The following is a 19,154-nucleotide window of genomic DNA, read 5'->3' as shown; positions in this document are numbered from 1 at the left end:
TTTAATTGGCAATAACACCTTCTTATTACCTGACAATTTCATTTAAAACATAAAACTGAAAACGAAAATTTTATGTAGGTTTGTGTGATATTATTGTTGAACTCAAAAATACGTAAATTTGAGTGACATAACCTTAAAAACATATCAACAATTTTGCCCATGGCAATCATTACATTAACAACCGATTTTGGGGAAAAAGATCACTTTGCTGGCGCTACAAAAGGCGCTATTTACAGTGAGCTGCCTGATGTAAAAATTGTTGATATCTCACATTCTATTTCGCCGTTTAATATTCCTGAAGCGGCCTACATAATTCAAAATGCTTATAGTAGTTTTCCTAAAGGTACCATTCATATTATTGGGATAGATGCCGAGATAAACCCCGAGAATAAGCATATTGCTATTAAACTGGATGATCATTATTTTATCTGTGCCAATAATGGTATTATGAGTATGATTTGCTCTGAAATTGCACCAGAAAAAATAGTTGAAATTAACATTCATGATAAAATACAAACCAGCTTTCCTGTTTTAGACGTTTTTGTTAAAGTAGCTTGCCACATAGCACGTGGAGGCACCCTAGAAGTGATAGGAAAGAATATTCCGGAAATAAAGCCTATAAAGAATATTGTGCCCTACGTAAACGACGATAAAACACAAATTATAGGAAGTGTTATTTACATTGATAACTATGGGAACGTAGTAACGAACATTAAGAGAAGCTTTTTTGAAACGATTCAAAAAGGACGTGATTTTGAAATTTCGGCACGTAACTACACGTTTAAAAAAATTCATAAGAAGTACAGCGATATTGTGAATTTTGATATTCCAGAAAACAAGCGCCATGATGAAGGCCGGAAGTTAGTTGTTTTTAACTCTGGTAATTTTTTAGAGATTGCGGTTTATAAAAGTAATTCTGCTACTGTTGGTAGTGCCTCTACCCTTTTAGGTTTAGGACTTATGGATGCTGTAAGTATAAAATTTACACCAAAACCGGTTATTCCGCAGGGTATGGAGCTCCCAAAAAAAATACATAATGTATCGGACTTTGAGTAACCTTAACAACTACTTTTATGTTTGTTAGAATCGTTAAAATGGGATTTCATGAGGAGTACATTGAAACCTTCTTAAATCATTTTAAGGATAATAAATTGGCCATAAGAGGCTTTAAAGGGTGTCAATTTTTGGAGTTATATAGAGATAAAACCAACCCAACTATATTTTTCACTTATAGCTATTGGGAATCTGAAGACGATTTAGAAGCCTACCGGCATTCTAAATTGTTTAAAGGTGTGTGGGGCCAAACCAAACCCTTATTTAATAGACCTCCCGAAGCTTGGAGTGTGGATAAAATAACCTCTTTAGGCAAGGATTATGGCTAAAAAAGCACTTTTAGTGATTGATATGCAGAAAGGGTCTTTTACACCAAAAACACCACGCTATGATACGGCTGGTGTGGTAAGTAGAATGAATAAACTTGCGCACCTTTTTAACAGGAAAGGACTCCCCGTTATTTATATTCAGCATGATGGCACTAGAGATAACAACTTTTTACCTCATACGGAAGCCTGGGAGTTACTCGACACACTAGACGTACCCGGTGATGCTTACAGAATAGATAAATACGCGAACGATGTATTCTATAAATCTAAGCTTAAAGCGACCTTAGATAGCCTTAATGTCGATGCATTGGTCATTACGGGCTGTGCTACAGATTTTTGTGTAGCGGCCACAATTCAATCGGCTATAGCAAAAGATTATGATATTACGGTGGTGGCCAATGGCCATACTACAGGAGATAGACCTCATTTAAGTGCCAAACAGGTAATAAGACACTACAACTGGGTTTGGCAAAACATGATTCCCACAAAAGGTGAAATAAAAGTGAAAGATTTTGAAAGCATCGTGGCATCTTTATAAAAATATTAAGGATAAAAATTTTACCTTTAGCCCAAACTCAAAGAACAACTAAATGCTTGCCATTTTAAAAAAAGAAATAAACACGTTTTTTGCATCTCCTATTGGCTATTTAGTTATTGCTATTTTCTTAGTTTTAAACGGGTTATTCCTATGGCTTTTTAAAGGCGAATTTAATATTTTAGATTATGGGTTTGCCGATCTATCGGCCTTCTTTTTACTGGCGCCTTGGATTCTTATTTTCCTGATACCAGCAGTAACCATGCGCAGTTTTTCGGACGAAAAAAAACAAGGTACCCTAGAACTTTTATTAACGAAACCGATATCGCAATTTCATATTGTTTTAGGCAAGTATTTTGGAGCCTTTGCTTTAATTATAATTGCCTTAGTACCAACATTGCTTTATGTATTCACGGTGTATCAATTGGGAGACCCGGTGGGAAATATAGACATGGGTAGCACCTGGGGATCTTATTTCGGACTCCTATTTTTGGTGGCCGCCTATACGGCTATTGGAGTGTTTGCCTCCACATTATCAGATAATCAAATTGTGGCTTTTATTAGTGCCGTTTTTATATGCTTTGTGTTTTATATTGGTTTTGAAGGGCTGGCTGATTTTGCCTCTAGTAATTTTATTGAACAATTAGGCATGAGTGCTCATTTTAAAAGTATGGGACGTGGCGTTATAGACACTAGAGATATAGTCTACTTCATAAGTATTACAATATCGTTTTTATGGTTAACTAAATTAAATTTGAACCCTCAAAATAAATGATCTTAACCCCCACATTTATTATATTGATTAGCATCGTTTTTATCTTAGTATGGTTGTTTGTAAGAACTATAGATAAGAGAAAATGGCTAACACTTTTGGTTAGTTTAGCCCTTACCCCCATTGCTTACTTTTATGTGTTTTACCCCATTTTAAATATATTTAGTAGTTATCATCATGAAAAACGTTTTAATGCCAAAGCCTGGGAAGACAAACCCGAACTACGTTTTGAAATGATGCATACCATTGTAAAGGACAGTATATTTATTGGTAAAACCAAAGATGAAGTACAACCCCTCCTAGGAAAAGCGGAATGGTATGGATGGGACGACAGCCTTAAAGCCAATTCTCCTGAAAAGTGGAATTACAATCTTGGGTTTAAACCTGGTGCCTTAAATAATATGCAAGAGTGCATCGAACTACAGTTTAAAAACAATAAAGTAGCCGCATTAAAAACCTATCAACTAGAAAAGACTTTTGAATAAAACATTTAAACACATAAGCCTACTTATTATAGTTTTAATAGCTGTTAACTTTATTAGCAGTAAACTATACCAACGTTTTGATTTAACTGCCGATAAACGCTATACCCTTAGCGAATCGGCACTAAATATTATAAAAGATGTTGATTCTCCCATTGTGGTTGATGTGTTTTTAGAAGGTGCCGATTTTCCTTCTGAATTTAGACGGCTTCAAAAAGAAACTACCCAGTTGCTTGATGAGTTTGCTGCCGAAAATAACCATATTATTTATAATTTTATCAACCCTTTAGGGGATGAAGCAACCAAAGAGGACAACATTCAACAACTTACACAGCGCGGATTAACCCCCATGCAAATGCAGGTTACCGAAAGTGGAAAATCTTCAAAAGCCATTATTTTCCCTTGGGCCTTAGCTAGTTATAACGAGCAAACGGTAACAATTCCGCTAGTAAAAAATAAAATAGGTGCTAACCAGCAAGAATTGGTTAGTAATTCTGTACAACATTTAGAGTATGCTTTTGCTGATGGTTTTAGTAAACTTATCCATCCTAAGCGCAGAAAAGTAGCTATTTTAAAAGGCAACAACCAACTTGAAGACAAGTATATAGCAGACTTTGCAAAAAAATTGGGTGAATATTATTATATCGCCCCATTCACACTTGATAGCGTAGCTTCTAATGCACAAAAAACACTAAACGACCTGAATAAGTTCGATTTAATTATTTCGGCAAAACCTACAGAGCCCTTTACAGAAACAGAAAAGCTGGTTTTAGATCAATATACCATGAACGGTGGTAAAAGCCTGTGGCTTATAGATGCCATAGCTATAGAAAAAGATAGCCTTTATAATGATCGAGGCTTAAACGTGGCTATCCCTAGAGATTTAAACCTAACCGATTTCTTTTTTAAATACGGTTTGCGTATTAATCCTGTTATGGTAAGCACCTTGTACTCTGCTCCTATTACATTGGCTATGGGCGAAGGCAGCCAATCGCAATTCCAGCATTTAAGGTGGCCCTATTCACCATTAGCAGGATCGATTAGTAACCACCCTATTGTAAATAATTTAAATATTGTTAAGTTCGATTTTGCAAATCAAATTGACACGCTTAAAAACAATATTAAGAAGACTATTTTATTGCAATCGGCACCATTAAGCAAGTTAGAAGGCACACCAAGAGAAGTAAGTTTAGAGGTGGTTACCAAAGAGCAAAACCCGCAAGATTTTAATAAAGGGAACCAAAATTTAGCGGTTCTTTTGGAGGGAGAGTTTAGTTCGGCTTACAGCCAACGTATAAAACCTTTTAAAGTAAAAAATGGTTTAGAGAAAAGTGAACCTACCAAAATGATTGTGATTGCCGATGGGAACGTTATTAAAAATGATGTTATTAGAAATGCCCCTCAAGAACTTGGTTTCGATAGATGGACGGGACAAACCTATGGGAATAAAGAATTTTTACTGAATGCCGTTAATTATTTATTGGACGATAATGGACTTATAAACATTCGGTCGAAGGAATTGGCCGTTGCCTTCTTAAATCAGCAAAAAATAACCCAAGAAAAAACCACATGGCAACTCGTAAACATACTGCTACCATTGGCATTACTAGGTGTTTTTGGTTTTGTATTTAACTACTTGAGAAAGAAAAAATACGCAGCCTAAATGTTAATAAGTTTGTTTCCAAATATTGACCGTATAGAATATATTTGTAGGTAACAGAATAACATTTATTAAACTAATCCAAACTTAGATGGAACATTTATAACTAAGCAGGTAAAGCACCCTTAGTTCATTACCATAAATGTGACATGTGATCTCTAAAAAATATAATTCAGCACATGAAATTTATTGTATCAAGTACATACTTATTAAAGCAATTACAAGTTTTGGGTGGTGTTATTAACAGTTCGAACACCTTACCTATTTTAGATAACTTTTTATTTGAATTAAACCAAAGTCAACTGACCGTTTCTGCGAGCGATTTAGAAACCACCATGGCTTCTACTTTAGATGTAGAAAGTGATACAGAAGGTAGTGTAGCTATACCCGCTCGTTTACTTTTAGATACTTTAAAGACGTTTCCTGAACAACCCTTAACCTTTGTTGTTGAAGATAATAATACGGTTGAAATTAGCTCGAATCATGGTAAATATGCTTTGGCCTATGCCGATGGTAAAGAGTTCCCGAAAGCTGTAGCCTTAGAAGACCCAAGTAAAACGGTAGTAACTGGTGATGTTTTAGCAACGGCCATAAGCAAAACTATTTTTGCCGCAGGTAATGATGATTTACGCCCCGTTATGAGCGGCGTATTCTTCCAGTTTTCTACCGAAGGATTAACCTTTGTGGCTACCGATGCACACAAACTAGTAAAATATTCAAGAGCCGATATTAAAGCGAATCAGGTAGCTGAATTTATTATGCCTAAAAAACCTTTAAATCTTTTAAAAGGTATTTTGGCGGCTAGCGAAGATGACGTTACTATTGAATACAACGAAAGTAATGCTAAGTTTACTTTTGAAAATTCAGAGTTAATTTGTCGTTTAATAGACGGTAAGTATCCTAATTATGAGGCAGTAATACCTAAAGAAAATCCAAATAAATTAGTGATAGGTAGAAATCAGTTTTTAAATTCTGTACGTCGCGTTAGTATTTTCTCTAACAAAACGACGCACCAAATACGATTAAAAATAGCTGGTGCCGAATTGAATATATCGGCTGAAGATGTCGATTATAGCAATAAAGCAGAAGAACGCTTAACCTGCGATTACCAAGGAGACGATATGCAAATTGGATTTAACTCACGTTTTTTAACGGAAATGCTAAACAACTTGAGCTCTGACGATGTTCAATTAGAAATGAGTATGCCCAATAGAGCAGGTATTTTAACCCCTATAGATGGTCTTGATGAAGGTGAACAAGTAACCATGCTGGTTATGCCCGTTATGTTAAACAACTAATTATTAGAAAATATATTTCAAGATAAAGAGCAGTAATCTTTAAGGTTACTGCTTTTTTTATTTATCCACGTAATAAAAAAACACCCACCAAAAAGTGGGTGTTTCAATTTATCTTTTGAAATAATACTAACTAATAAAATTAAAAGATAAAGGATATGATGTGGCCTCGCCTCTACTTGCTCTTATGGCATTTATAATAGGAAAGATAATAGCAATAATACCTAAAACGGCAAATCCTAATAAGCCTAAGCCAAATAATAGGATTAGAGGTACGCAAATTATACAATATACAATAAGGCTTAATTGAAAATTTACAATATTCTTACCATGGGTATCCATTTCGTATACTTTATCTTTTTGCGTTAACCATAGTACCAATGGTAATATTAAACTACCGAAACCAATAACTAAGGTAATTAACTGGCTCAAATGGGTAATAACGATAAGTTGATTGTCTTGTCTCATGATGATGGTTTTTGATTGATTTACAAATATATGACGCTCATAAATCAAAAATGTTACATGTCTTAATGATTTTATTTATGGTAAAAGTCTTTATTAATATGCTCATATGGTATCTTACAAAGAATTAATATCTTTATATAATCTATACGTGTTCTATGGACCATTTGTCACCTAATAATTATATTGATTTCCTTTCGGAAATTCCTTTTTTCTCTGAGGTCTCCAAGCCTTCACTTAAAAAACTCATTGTTAACACCCAAGAAGAAAGTTATATTAAAAATGAAGTTGTTTTTAAAAAAAATGATTTAGGAGACTCCATGTATGCCATAGTAAGTGGTTCGGTAAAAGTTCATGACAATGCGCATGTTTATGATACCTTAAGTTCTGGAGATTGTTTTGGTGAATACGCTTTAATTGACAATGAAACACGATCGGCGTCCATTACCGCACTTGAAAAAACTCTGGTTCTAAAAATTGAGCGCCAACACTTTCTTGATTTAATGGCAAGTGATAGCGGATTTTCCCAAGGAATATTAGCCGTCATGATAAAGCGTCATAGAGAATTGGATACCATCCAGGAGCAACTTGCAAGTTCTAAAAAAGCCATGGAACTTGCTAACTCCAAAATGAGCGGACTCATTAATGGTGCCATGGACGCCATTATCATGTTTGATAATCAGTTTAAAATTGTTTTAACAAACACTGCTGCCAATAATTTACTGGAAAATGAAGACACTATACAACGTAATGTCCTTTTCTTTTTTGATGAAGAAAGCGCTCAATTAATAGAAGATCTAGTAACCAATAATCGCAGTGACCAAGCCTTTAATAAATATATTCCCAACACAGTTAAAATTATAGGGTCCAATAACGGAGAATCTTTAAATGAAGGCACCATAAGCACCTATGGTTCCAACTCGGAAACCTTTTACACATTAATCTTAAGACGTATTGACGACCGAATTATTGCGGAAAACCAAATTAATCTCTTAACAAAACAAACGGAATATTTAGAAGAAGAAATTAAAGAACTTACCAGTAGTTATGGCATCATTGCGAAAGACAAAAAAATGCAAGATGCTCTAAATCTTATACATCAGGTGGCCAAAACAGATGCCACCGTTTTAATACATGGAGAAACTGGTACAGGAAAAGAACTGGTGGCAAGAGCGATTCATAGGGAGAGCCTAAGAAATGATAAACCCTTAATACGCATAAACTGCGGTGCTATTCCTGCAAATCTTATAGAAAGCGAATTGTTTGGTCATGAAAAGGGGGCCTTTACAGGAGCTACCACAAGTAGAAAAGGCCGATTTCTCCTTGCAGATAAGGGTACTATTTTTTTGGATGAAATTGGTGAAATGCCCTTAGAATTACAACCTAAACTATTGCGTATTATACAGGAAGGCGAATTTGACCCAGTTGGAAGCTCTGAAACGATTAAAGTAGATGTTAGAATTATCGCGGCCACGCACCGCGATTTATTTGAGTTTTCCAAGACAGGTAAATTCCGTGAAGATTTGTATTACAGACTTAACGTATTTCCTATTGAAGTTCCCGCACTTCGTGATAGAGGTGAGGATTTGTTTTTAATTGCGCAAGACATGATTGAACAGTTTTCAAAAAAACTTAATAAACCCAATCTACCTCTTACAGATGCAGACAAAGCCTTATTAGACTCTTATAATTGGCCAGGCAATGTAAGAGAACTTCAGAACCTGATTGAGCGTGCGGTAATTGTTTCGAACAACGGACATATTAATTGGCAGGCCATTATTCCGAATGAAACACTTGCAGTAAAACCAAGTATTGAACCATCACCAGATCGCATCTTAACATCCAAAGAACTTTTAGCCTTAGAAAAAGACAATATCCTAAAAGCCTTGAGGCATACAAAATGGAAAGTCTCTGGTCCAAATGGCGCTGCGGCCCTTTTACAATTACCTCCCACTACTTTGGCTTCAAAAATTAAAGCCATGAACATAGAGCGACCTATTTAAAACGAAATATCGTTAAATAATTCACGAAATATCGTTAATATACGAATATACGTAATAACATATTCCTTCTATATTTTACTTAAACAGCTGATTATCAATTTTTTAAATAGTTTGGCATAGCAATAGCATAAAACAAACCAAACATTTAAAAAATCAATTATTAATCAAATTAAAATTTAGAAAACATGATTACAACAGCAAATGTAAAAAACGGCGTAAACGTAGACCAATTAGTTGAGACTATTGAGGCGGTACAACAAAACCCTGAATTAGCAAAATTCCAATTCAGATCAAAAAACAACTGGATAAACGGTGGGCACTGTGTTTCTAGCATCAAAGAATTTTATGGTGTTGGTTCTGAAGATGAGTCGCGCCAAGAAACCTTCACTATGGAATGTGACCACCCAAGCGTACTATTAGGAAATGATACAGCTCCTACACCTCCTGAAGTAGTTTTACATGCTTTAGGTTCTTGTTTAACAGCGGCTATGACCTATCATGCAGCTGCAAATGGTATTGATATTGAAGGCGCCTCTTCAACCTTAGAAGGCAACGCAGACTTACAAGGTTTTTTAGGCTTAGATCCTGAAATAAGACCTGGTTTTGACGGTATCACCTTCAAACTAAAGGTAAAATCGGATGCTTCTGCAGAACAATTAGAAACCTTAGCCAAGTTCTCTCCTGTTTTTGATATGATTTCAAACCCTACTCCTGTTTCTATAGAAATAGTTAAAGAGTAAAATTCTTTTAAAAAGACTGCTCTTAAAAATGAGCAGTCTTTTTTTCTAGTAAACTATCATTAAAAACACACCTCACCATGAAAACATCAAAATACAGCATATTAACAGCTAACCAAGCAGTTGCTAAAATTGCTTATAAAACAAATGAGGTGTTTCCAATATATCCTATCACTCCAGCCTCAGATATGAGTGAACTTGTTGAACAATGGTGTGCAGAAAATAAACCTAACGCCTTTGAACAAACACCTTCTGTTTTTCAGATGCAGAGTGAGTCTGGTGTAGCTGGAGCTATGCACGGTGCCCTACAAACAGGAGCACTTTCAAGCACTTTTACCGCTTCGCAAGGCTTATTATTAATGCTTCCTAATTTGTATAAAATTGCCGGAGAATTAACTCCCAACGTTATTCATGTTGCCACAAGAAGCCTTGCAACCCATGCCCTATCCGTATTTGGCGACCATAGTGATGTTATGGCTGTGCGACAATCTGGATATGCCATACTTAGTAGTGCGTCTGTTCAAGAAGCTCAAGACTTTGCTTTAATTGCTCAAGCCTCTTCTTTAGCCTCTCAAATACCTTTCATTCATTTCTTTGATGGTTTTAGAACCTCCCATGAAATCAACAAAATAGAAACTATTAGCGATAAGGTTATCAACGCCTTAATCAATCAAAACGATATAAAAACACATAAAGCACGAGCCTTAACCCCAAACGCTCCAGTAATACGAGGTACGTCTCAAGGACCCGATGTATTCTTTCAAAGCAGAGAGGCTATAAACCCACATTATGATCGGTGTCCTAATTTGGTTCAAAAACATATGGACCTTTTTAAAACGCTTACTGGACGTACTTATAAGCTTTTTGATTACGTTGGTCACCCAGAAGCAGAATATCTGGTTATCACCATGGCTTCTTCTACCGAAACGATAGAAACCACGATAGCGCAGCTTAATAAACAGGGTGAAAAATATGGCCTTATAAAAGTTAGACTTTTTAGACCTTTTAGTACAAAACACCTCATTGAAGCACTACCAAAACAGATTAAAAGCATTGCTGTATTAGATAGAACAAAAGAACCTGGTGCCAGCGGGGACCCCTTGTACCTGGATGTACTACAATCTGTTTCTAAGGCTTTTCAAAACAATCAACTTGAGCAATTCCCAAAAATTATCGGCGGCAGATACGGGTTGTCCTCTAAAGAGTTTACCCCTGCGATGGTTAAAGCGATTTATAATAACCTAAAACAGAATCGACCAAAACCAAACTTTACGGTTGGTATAATTGACGATGTTAAAAACCTAAGTCTAGATTATTCTAAAAACGTAGAACTAAAACACCCTAATTACCAAGCTATCTTTTACCAAAGTAAACATAAAAGGAGCTCTGAAAGTCTTTTTAATACGCTAAAATTTATAGGAAATAAAACCCCTAATTACGTTCAAGGATACACACAATGCGACTATAAAAAATCCAATTCTTATAACATAGCGCATTTGCGTTATGGTCCATCACCAATTCAAGCACCATATTTAATTGACCAAGCCAACTTTATAGGTTGTCAACATGCGCACTTCAAATCATTTAAACCCATAATAAACAAAATTAAAGCCCATGGTATCATTTTGGTTAATACATCGCAAACATCCAAAGCATTTTGGCAATCTTTAGCTTTACAAGAACAACTTGATATTATTGCAAAAAATGTGAGCCTTCATGTTGTAAATACAGATGAGTTAAACATGAACCATGAACAAAACCCAACATCCATATCTCATTTTCATGCTTGTTTTTTAGCATTGCAATCAGGCTTCATTAACAATACCTTTCATAATTTAAAAGATTATATTTATCAGGTAGATACGACTAGCCCAACAACAAAACAACCTACTACAACAACTTACAAATCAGCTTTTAAAGACACCCTCTTAGGACAATTGCTAGAACATAGCGGTGATAATATACCTGTGAGTCTATTACCCGTAGATGGTACCTACCCAACCAATACCTCGATGTATAATCCATCACAAAAAGGTGCTTTTTTACCTAAATGGGATACCGATCAATGTACGCAATGTGGGGCCTGTAGTATGGCTTGCCCTCAAGGCGCATTGAGGATTAAAGCATACGATGATAACTACTTAACGAACGCTCCTGTTGGTTTTAAACATACAAAATCTAAAGACTTTAACCTTTTAAATTATACCATCGATATTCATCCCGACCAATGTAATAGTTGCAACCACTGTATAGAAGCTTGCCCATCTAATGCTTTGAGTAAAACTAATACGTGTAACAACCTAAAAGATGACACGTACCACTGGAATTTCTTTGAAAGCATTCCAGAGTTTGACCGGTCTCAAATAAATCCTAGTATAATAAGCGAACAACAATTGCAAGAACCATTGTTTAAATATTCAACTGGTGTTGAAGGGTGTGGGGAAGCGCCTTACTTAAAATTATTATCTCAACTTTTTGGAGATAGACTTTTAATTGCTAACGCCACGGGTGCTAGTTCTATATTTGGGGGTGCTCTGCCAACAACCCCATGGGCTCAAAACACCTTAGGCCAAGGTCCGGCTTGGTCAAATTCGTTATTTGAAGATAATGCCGAATTTGGACTAGGTTTTAGAATGTCGTTAAATCAAAACGAAAAACAGTCGAAAACACTGCTTAACAAATTATCAAACCAGTTACCACTGCATTTGGTCACTAACATCTTAAACAATAAGCAGCTAAACGAAGTCGAGATAATAAAACAACGGCAAAACGTAGCGCTGTTAAAATCCAAACTAAAGTCCATAAACACTATAGAAGCTAGATTATTATTAAACTCAGCTGACAGTCTTATTAAACAAAGTGTTTGGATTGTTGGAGGTGATGGTTGGGCCTATGATATTGGATATGGTGGCATAGACCATGTTTTAGCATCGGGAGAAAATGTAAATATTTTAGTGTTAGACAATGAAGTTTATGATAATACTGGAGCACAAGCCTCTAAAGCGACACCTTTTGGTGCCCAAGCCAAATTTGCCTTTGCTGGAAAACAAAAACAAAAAAAAGATTTAGGTAAGTTAGCTATGACCTATACTAATGTTTACGTAGCTTCTGTAGCTATCGGAGCAGATCAAGAACAAACATTAAGAGCTTTTAATGAGGCTGAAAGCTTTAACGGCCCTTCACTTATCGTTGCTTATAGCCAAAGTGAATCCCATGGTATAGATATGAAACACCCACAGAAATATCATAAGGCCGCGGTAAATTCGGGACAATGGGTTTTATACAGAAACAATCCTGAACGGTGTAAAAAAGGACTTAACCCATTTATCTTAGATTCCGATATACCCTCCATTAAAATAGAAGCCTATTTACGGCTAGAAAAACGCTTTTCAAAACTTTTGAATGGATGTGAAATCACTTTGAGAAACCATATAAAAACGGTTCAAAAACAGGTTGACCTACGTTTTGATAGCTACTTATCTAAGTCTTTAGAACCTGGTAAAGTGAACAGATCTCAACTCCTTCAACAGAAAAAAATCAGGCAACAATTATCTTATAACAAAAAGTAATTCAATAAATATAGCCATCCCCCTAATGTTTTACAAGTTCTCAAAAAATCAGAATCGTAACCTCTTTTATTAATCACTCATTAATATTTGCCTTATAGCCTTTTTCTTTTGGTGCGCTTTATACTACTTAGGCATTAATTCTATTAATTTCACGCTGTGAGGCTCTAAATCTACTTTTAAAATTAAGCTACCATCCCGTTTTACAACAACGGAATCTGTTACTGTTTGCTGCAGTTTTGCTAAATTTTCATACTTAGACATATTCGAATTTAGCACATTTTTCCAGTCATTATCAAATCTGTCAGAAGGACGGTTACCATAAATGCGTCCATTTGATTTTTCATTGACACCTGCATTCCTAACATCCTTATATAATTCGTGCATCATAACACTGTGATTTTTATCAACCGTCCATTCCTTCATGTTCCATTTATCGCCCCCTGAAATTACCCCACCTGTTAGTTTAGGATAAACAGTACGCTTGTTTGTACTTGTTCTGGATGTATTGTGGTTATAAACCAGCACATAAATAATATCACCCTTTATCACAGGAATTACGCCTGTGTATCCACTAAAATTATCCATAACGTCTATTCTACTGCCTCCTTCCATCTTTTGTAGCATGCGCATTACATTCTTTCTACCTTGAGGCAAATCGCTTGATTCAATCTCTTGCCCCCAATCATAGACTTCAGAAATATTATACTCAAAAACCTTATCTGCCACAGTAGCATACCAGCTTGCTCCAAGCTCGGTAGCATCCGATAAACTTAATCCTCTTACTCGGTTTTCATCTCTAAGTATTCCAAACTCTTGAATATCTAAAGGAATAGCAGAGAATTTAGGAATACTATTTAATTTATTTCTGTATGGTTCTATTTTTTCAGGTAAAGCAAAGGTATTTTGATCTATTTTTTCATAATAGGAAATTGAGAAAAAATCCATTTTCGTCCCAGTTTCACCAGTGGCATAATTAACGCCATTAGCACAATGATCAATCAGTTCTGTAGTAAATTTTGCAGCACTAGATTCTGTCAGCATATTTCCTGGACCTACAATAGCGTCAGGTATAACTTTTAGCACCTCATCTACTGTAATATCGTAATGCTTAAAATACTCTTGCATTGTCCCATTCCAGTGATTAGGGGTATAATTAGGTTCCGTACTTACTCTAAATCGCCAAGTCTTTACTTCATTCATACCAAATTCATCCACCAAAGTAGTTAAAAACGCATTCACATACTGCCTCCAATGGTCGTAATTATCTGGAGGACTGGTATTTCCATAAGTATTAACTACTTTATTGGCAACCATCTCCCAAGGAACCTTACTCAAAACTATTCTCGGTTTAAAACCCGTACTCATGAAGTCGCGCATGTTAGTAAGCAAATCACTAAAATCTGTAACAATCTTTCCAGAGGCATCTACCCCCTTATAAAACATGTTAAGGTTATCTGTTCTACCTCCCATGGTTCTTACCAGGTTGTAGCTTTTCACGTAATCCTTTATGGAGAGAATTGAATTCCTAAAACCAGAAGCACTAAACCTTGTTTGATTAATCATTGGACGTGTTGACCAAAAATTATGAAACTGCCCCACCACAGCCCCCGTATTTATGGTAGCAATTGTGTTGGGATCGAGCGTGCTTTCATCTATTCCTGCAGGATCTTCCGGACCTTCGGGTGTTTCCGGCTCCTCTGGCTCAGGGCTTTCTATAATTTCTAGCTCTACTTCATTAGGGTTTGCACAATTATAAGTAACGATAAGAATTGTAAAAAACATTGCTACAAATAAGCAATGTTTAGTCATTTTTAAAATCATAGCAACTAAACTTAATAGTTTTGCCGCAAAATTACTTTATAATCTTTAAAAAAGTATCTTGAAGTGTGCTGATAAAACTCTTAAAAAAATTACAAATGTTTTAAAAGAATATTTTTGTAAGCTACCTTCATAGGTGGTCCAACGTGAACTTGAACACCTATAAAGCCTTTTAAAGTCTTATTAATGGTATCTAAATCCGTGACTTCACTCATTAAAACGCCATTTACAAAATGTTGCATCCTATTTCCGACAACTTTAATATGGACCAGATTCCATTCATCAGATTTAATATGAGATTTTAATTGTTCCTTAGTACCTAAGGTATCGCTCACTAGCCTTGTTTGCCAACAATTCTTTTTTACATTTTTACGAATGTTGGTTTTAGGTATACTATCCGGCATTTTCGGAATAGTCACGGTTTCCCCCATATAGGCCAATGTGGTTCGCTTTTTCTCTTCGTAATTCTGTCCTGTATACTTGTTTTTCCCATCTATATCACATTGATATCCCCTTAAAGCAAAAGGCAGCCCTTCCATAATTTCACTTCTATAATTGATCCCACTATTTCCAGACTCCGTAATCCTGTATTCTAGTTTTAACTCAAAATTTTCAGGCTGTTCTTTTTTGTAGATAATAAACGAATTTCGCTTTAGTATAGTTTCTGGAGTGACCTCCCCTGTTAAAATACCATCTTCAACACGCCAGTATGTTGGATCTCCTTCCCATCCATCTAGATTTTGTCCATTAAATATGGAAATAAAATCACCCTTATTATTCTTCTTTTCTGATTTATTTCCACATGAAATCAAGAGACAAAGCAATACTACACTTAAACAAGAACTATATACACCTTTCATTTTTAACTATTAATCGATTGTTACTTGACTCCCCCACCAATCCTTATTAGGTTTAAAATCTGGAGACAACATGGCCTCTCTTTGAATCTCTAGGTTTGGTAGTTTTTTATTTATCATATTTTGTAAATACTGTTTACGTTTCTCCAAATTAAACTCCTTATCCTTAGTTGGATATACCGCATTTACTTCTTTTAGCCATTGCATCAGCTCATCACTAAGTGCTTTGGCTTTGGATGTGTTTTGAGATATTACATTCTCATTATCTTGTTCAGACGACGGGAGCTTAAACAATTCTTCTCGCCCATCTTCCCAGTAATGAATGAGTTTCCAACCCTCTTTTTGTATGATTGAAGATGGCTCACCGCCTTGATTACCATAATGTGGGTAATGCCAAAACAATGGTCTACTATTACTAAAAGCTTTACCTTCTAGTACTGGCTTTAAACTGATACCATCTTTATGTTGATTTTCTATTAAAGGTAGGTTTGCTAAATCTAATAATGTAGGATACAAATCGGTGCTAACCACTGGTAATTCCGAGGATTTTATAGTATTTAACCAAGGTACTTTAATAAAAAAGGGCTCTTTTATTCCGCCTTCCCACTGGTAACCTTTACCACCTCTTAACGGCAAATTACTCGTAGCATAATGATCTCCAGAAGCTACACCACCATTATCTGAGGTAAACACAACAATGGTATTTTTGTCTACACCATTATCCTTTAAAGCTTTTAAAACGACACCTACAGCATCATCCATGGTTTCTACCAAACCACCATAAACGGGATTATCTTGTACTTGACGAACAGGAAGTACGCGCTCCATTTTATACCCTGATTCTGAGATTCCTATGCTATCGGCTTTATCTCGGTACTTCGCCCATTTATCTTGTGTAGTTTGCAAGGGAGCATGCACGGCATAGAAAGATAAAAATGCGAAAAATGTAGAATCCTTATGTTTACCTATAAAATCTGCCGTTTCATTTGCCAAGCGCATGGTTAGATTTTCACCAGCTTTCTCATCCTTCAACATAGGATTATTAAATGGTCCGAAAAAGCCTCCGGCTGGTCCTCCACGATGAAAACCGCCTTTATTGATATCAAAACCGTGGTCTTCTGGATAAGATCCTTTATCTCCCAAATGCCATTTACCAGCAAAAAAAGTTTTATAGCCTTGTGCTTTAAACGCCTCGGCAAGGGTTATATCTTCCTTTGGTAACTGCATAACATAATTAGCTGGCAACATTTTATCATGCCGGTTTCTTTTACGCCAATCCGTTCCAGCTTTTGCCCCAATCCAATCGGTAATACCATGACGCGCCGTAAACTTACCTGTCATAATACTTGCCCTCGAGGGACTACAAACTCTACTGGCCGCGTATCCATTGGAAAACATAACCCCTTCCGTTGCTAACTTATCTATATTTGGAGTTTCATAAAATGTGCTACCTGTAACGCTTAGGTCATGATAACCTAAATCGTCTACTAGTATAAATACAATGTTCGGATTCTTATTTTCCTTTAATAATTTGTCTTTTTTATGACATCCTGAGACAAATAGTGCTATTAAAACCCAAGCAAAAGCTCTTAGTGTATACATCAATAATTCTGTTTTTAACTATCCTGAATTGTTCTTGTTTAAATCTAATCGACCTTTTGGTCCTGATAAATCAGACATTAAAGATTGTAACCTTTATTGAAGTTTCTCCTTGAGCCCTATTATGCAAGGCCAACTTGACTTCAGCCAGACTACACGATTAAAAATATCAAAACTATAAGGATTTTGCCGCCTTTGGCCCGTCATAATCATAAGTAAACCAATCTACATCAATGTATCCAGCATCTTCTTGTTCGTTCCATGAAAAGAAACCAAGGCGGTCTCCCGTCCATTTCCCAAAGGCAATCGTAAACGTTGGTCCAAAACGTGTATAGTTTTCACCATCGAGGCTATACCAATAAGTGGCTTGATTACTATTATTTGTGGTCTTTACGTATAAATTATTTCCTTTTATTTCTGGCCCCATGGTCTTTTGAGCCATAGGATCCATGTAAAACAAGTGCTTTTTTCCTTCTTCATCTACTTCCACACCTAGTAAGTTAAATACGCCCCCATAGCGCACAAAGCCCGCTAATTGATGCGGTTGCATCCCTGAAATATCGAATTTTGCCTCGGCTGTTCCTGTGGTAATCCCCATAATACGTTGACTTAAAGTATTGCAGGCTCTCCAAAAATCGGAATCGGAACCATCGTTATTGGTCCATTCGTTTATATTTGGACCATAACCCTTTTCATTGGGTAATACTTTACTGGCTTTAAGGCGTAACCAACCTGGACGCTCTGTTAACGACCAATGCGTATTTCTTGGATTGTGATTCCATTCCCATTGAAAACCTAATTTGGCCGACGAAAAATCGTCATCTGAACTTGGTGCTGAAATTGGGTAACCGTCTATTGGTTTTTTGTACTGCTTTACGGGCTCTCCAATACCGTCGTTATCTTCGTCTACACCAATAATAGGCCATCCATCTACCCAATTAACAGGAGCTAAACATTGCGGGCGTCCTTGAAAAGGGATATCATCGTTTTGAATTAATTGATGCATATACCACCATGACTTATCTGGCGCTTGCATTAAACCGCCTTGACTACAACTACGATTGTTAAAAGCTGTTCCTTTTTCTAAAACGGTTTTTACTTCATAGGGACCATAAATACTTTCTTTAGAACGCAGTACAATCTGCTTTCTGTCATTTTTAGGATTCTTAACACCTGGTTTAGTAGATTTGTCGCCCATAGTCCATTGTGCTAAAAAGATATACCAGGTACCTTCAATTTTATAAATTTTTGCGGCTTCAGCGCCCATACCTGTATACACTAATTTACCTTCGTCTAGGATTTTAGTGCCATCCCAACTCATTTCGTAAATTCTATTTTCGTTACCTTCTATTGTATTATCAGGGCTTTTTTGCTTACCCGCAGTATTAATTATAACATAAGCTTTATGCGTTTCTTCATCCCAAAATACACCAGGGTCGTCCAATACTTTTGCTTTTGGCAACATCATAATAGGCTTGCTCCATGGTCCTCTAATATCTTTCGCCGTAGCCACCATCAACCCATGTTGGTAATCTATTTGATAGCAATACCAAGTCCCTTCATGGTAAGCCAAGTCGCCTGCCCAGGTACCAAAAGAATAGCCATTCATTCTATCCCAATTATATTCTGGGGCCCATGACAAACTTTCAAAAACATGGCCCACATTGGTCCAATTTACCATGTCTTTAGATTCTAAAATCGGCATTCCTGGAGACATATGTTGTTTGGATGTAATCATATAATAGGTGTCACCTACTTGCTCAATATCTGAATCTGGATAATCGGCATTTAAAATAGGATTAATATAGCTGCCATCACCTTGGTCTCCAAAGCTTCCGGTTTGGGCTTTAGCATGAGCTATATCTTTGGATTCAGACACATTAGAATTAGCATTTTCAGGCTTTGATTTACAACTAACCAAAGAAACTAATACCAATGAATGAATAACAACTAATCGTGATATTTTCATCTTATATTGTC

General features: G+C 36.1%; 15 protein-coding genes. 10 read left to right on the top strand and 5 right to left on the bottom strand.

The features are described 5' to 3' along the window. Positions 1-159 precede the first annotated feature (159 nt). From E5D58_RS05290 to dnaN, 7 genes are all read left to right on the top strand, one after another. A complete protein-coding gene (locus E5D58_RS05290; protein WP_136480800.1) occupies positions 160-1,056 on the top strand; it encodes an SAM hydrolase/SAM-dependent halogenase family protein in 897 nt (298 codons plus the stop codon). A 17-nt stretch (positions 1,057-1,073) separates the two neighbouring features. Continuing rightward, on the top strand, positions 1,074-1,382 hold the full coding sequence (locus tag E5D58_RS05285; RefSeq protein WP_136480799.1) for a putative quinol monooxygenase: 309 nt from the start codon (positions 1,074-1,076) through the stop codon (positions 1,380-1,382). After that, complete coding sequence (locus E5D58_RS05280; RefSeq protein ID WP_205660298.1) at positions 1,375-1,920, top strand: isochorismatase family protein; 546 nt, start codon at positions 1,375-1,377, stop codon at positions 1,918-1,920. Before E5D58_RS05285 ends, E5D58_RS05280 begins: the two co-directional genes overlap by 8 nt. 52 nt (positions 1,921-1,972) lie before the next feature. Next, positions 1,973-2,692, top strand: coding sequence for a gliding motility-associated ABC transporter permease subunit GldF (gene gldF / locus E5D58_RS05275; RefSeq protein WP_136480797.1), 720 nt, complete (start codon positions 1,973-1,975; stop codon positions 2,690-2,692). Beyond that, positions 2,689-3,174 (top strand): hypothetical protein, encoded by a 486-nt coding sequence (locus E5D58_RS05270; RefSeq protein ID WP_136480796.1) that lies wholly within the window; start codon positions 2,689-2,691, stop codon positions 3,172-3,174. The genes gldF and E5D58_RS05270 overlap by 4 nt, the downstream gene beginning before the upstream one ends. Continuing rightward, positions 3,167-4,834 carry a gliding motility-associated ABC transporter substrate-binding protein GldG gene (gene gldG / locus E5D58_RS05265; RefSeq protein ID WP_136480795.1) on the top strand — a complete coding sequence of 556 codons (1,668 nt, stop codon included), beginning with the start codon at positions 3,167-3,169 and terminating at the stop codon, positions 4,832-4,834. Before E5D58_RS05270 ends, gldG begins: the two co-directional genes overlap by 8 nt. Positions 4,835-5,010: 176 nt before the next feature. After that, complete coding sequence (gene dnaN, locus E5D58_RS05260) at positions 5,011-6,129, top strand: DNA polymerase III subunit beta (protein WP_136480794.1); 1,119 nt, start codon at positions 5,011-5,013, stop codon at positions 6,127-6,129. Positions 6,130-6,255: 126 nt separating this feature from the next. On the opposite strand, the gene E5D58_RS05255 is transcribed toward dnaN, so the two are convergent. Then, the gene (locus E5D58_RS05255; protein WP_136480793.1) at positions 6,256-6,594 is read right to left on the bottom strand and encodes a DUF4870 domain-containing protein; all 339 of its coding nucleotides are present in this window, start codon (positions 6,592-6,594) and stop codon (positions 6,256-6,258) included. A gap of 155 nt (positions 6,595-6,749) precedes the next feature. On the opposite strand from E5D58_RS05255, the gene E5D58_RS05250 reads away from it, so the two are divergent. From E5D58_RS05250 to E5D58_RS05240, 3 genes are all read left to right on the top strand, one after another. After that, the gene (locus tag E5D58_RS05250) at positions 6,750-8,594 is read left to right on the top strand and encodes a sigma 54-interacting transcriptional regulator (protein WP_136480792.1); all 1,845 of its coding nucleotides are present in this window, start codon (positions 6,750-6,752) and stop codon (positions 8,592-8,594) included. 185 nt (positions 8,595-8,779) lie between these two features. Then, on the top strand, positions 8,780-9,334 hold the full coding sequence (locus E5D58_RS05245; RefSeq protein ID WP_136480791.1) for an OsmC family protein: 555 nt from the start codon (positions 8,780-8,782) through the stop codon (positions 9,332-9,334). Positions 9,335-9,411: 77 nt separating this feature from the next. Further along, a complete protein-coding gene (locus tag E5D58_RS05240; protein WP_136480790.1) occupies positions 9,412-12,900 on the top strand; it encodes a 4Fe-4S binding protein in 3,489 nt (1,162 codons plus the stop codon). Between the two features lie 123 nt (positions 12,901-13,023). Here E5D58_RS05240 and E5D58_RS05235 read toward each other — a convergent pair whose 3' ends face one another. From E5D58_RS05235 to E5D58_RS05220, 4 genes are all read right to left on the bottom strand, one after another. Then, positions 13,024-14,709, bottom strand: coding sequence for a GH39 family glycosyl hydrolase (locus tag E5D58_RS05235; RefSeq protein ID WP_235835847.1), 1,686 nt, complete (start codon positions 14,707-14,709; stop codon positions 13,024-13,026). 101 nt (positions 14,710-14,810) lie between these two features. Beyond that, the gene (locus E5D58_RS05230) at positions 14,811-15,578 is read right to left on the bottom strand and encodes a 3-keto-disaccharide hydrolase (RefSeq protein WP_136480788.1); all 768 of its coding nucleotides are present in this window, start codon (positions 15,576-15,578) and stop codon (positions 14,811-14,813) included. 9 nt (positions 15,579-15,587) lie between these two features. Beyond that, on the bottom strand, positions 15,588-17,177 hold the full coding sequence (locus E5D58_RS05225) for a sulfatase (protein ID WP_136480787.1): 1,590 nt from the start codon (positions 17,175-17,177) through the stop codon (positions 15,588-15,590). A 172-nt stretch (positions 17,178-17,349) separates the two neighbouring features. After that, on the bottom strand, positions 17,350-19,143 hold the full coding sequence (locus E5D58_RS05220; RefSeq protein WP_136480786.1) for a glycoside hydrolase family 43 protein: 1,794 nt from the start codon (positions 19,141-19,143) through the stop codon (positions 17,350-17,352). Positions 19,144-19,154: the final 11 nt, after the last annotated feature.

Origin of the sequence: Cognatitamlana onchidii (genome assembly GCF_004804355.1) — a bacterium.
Classification (GTDB): Bacteria; Bacteroidota; Bacteroidia; order Flavobacteriales; family Flavobacteriaceae; genus Cognatitamlana; species Cognatitamlana onchidii.
The sequence above is the reverse complement of the archived record's forward strand: the minus strand, read 5'-3'. Positions and strand labels throughout refer to the sequence as shown.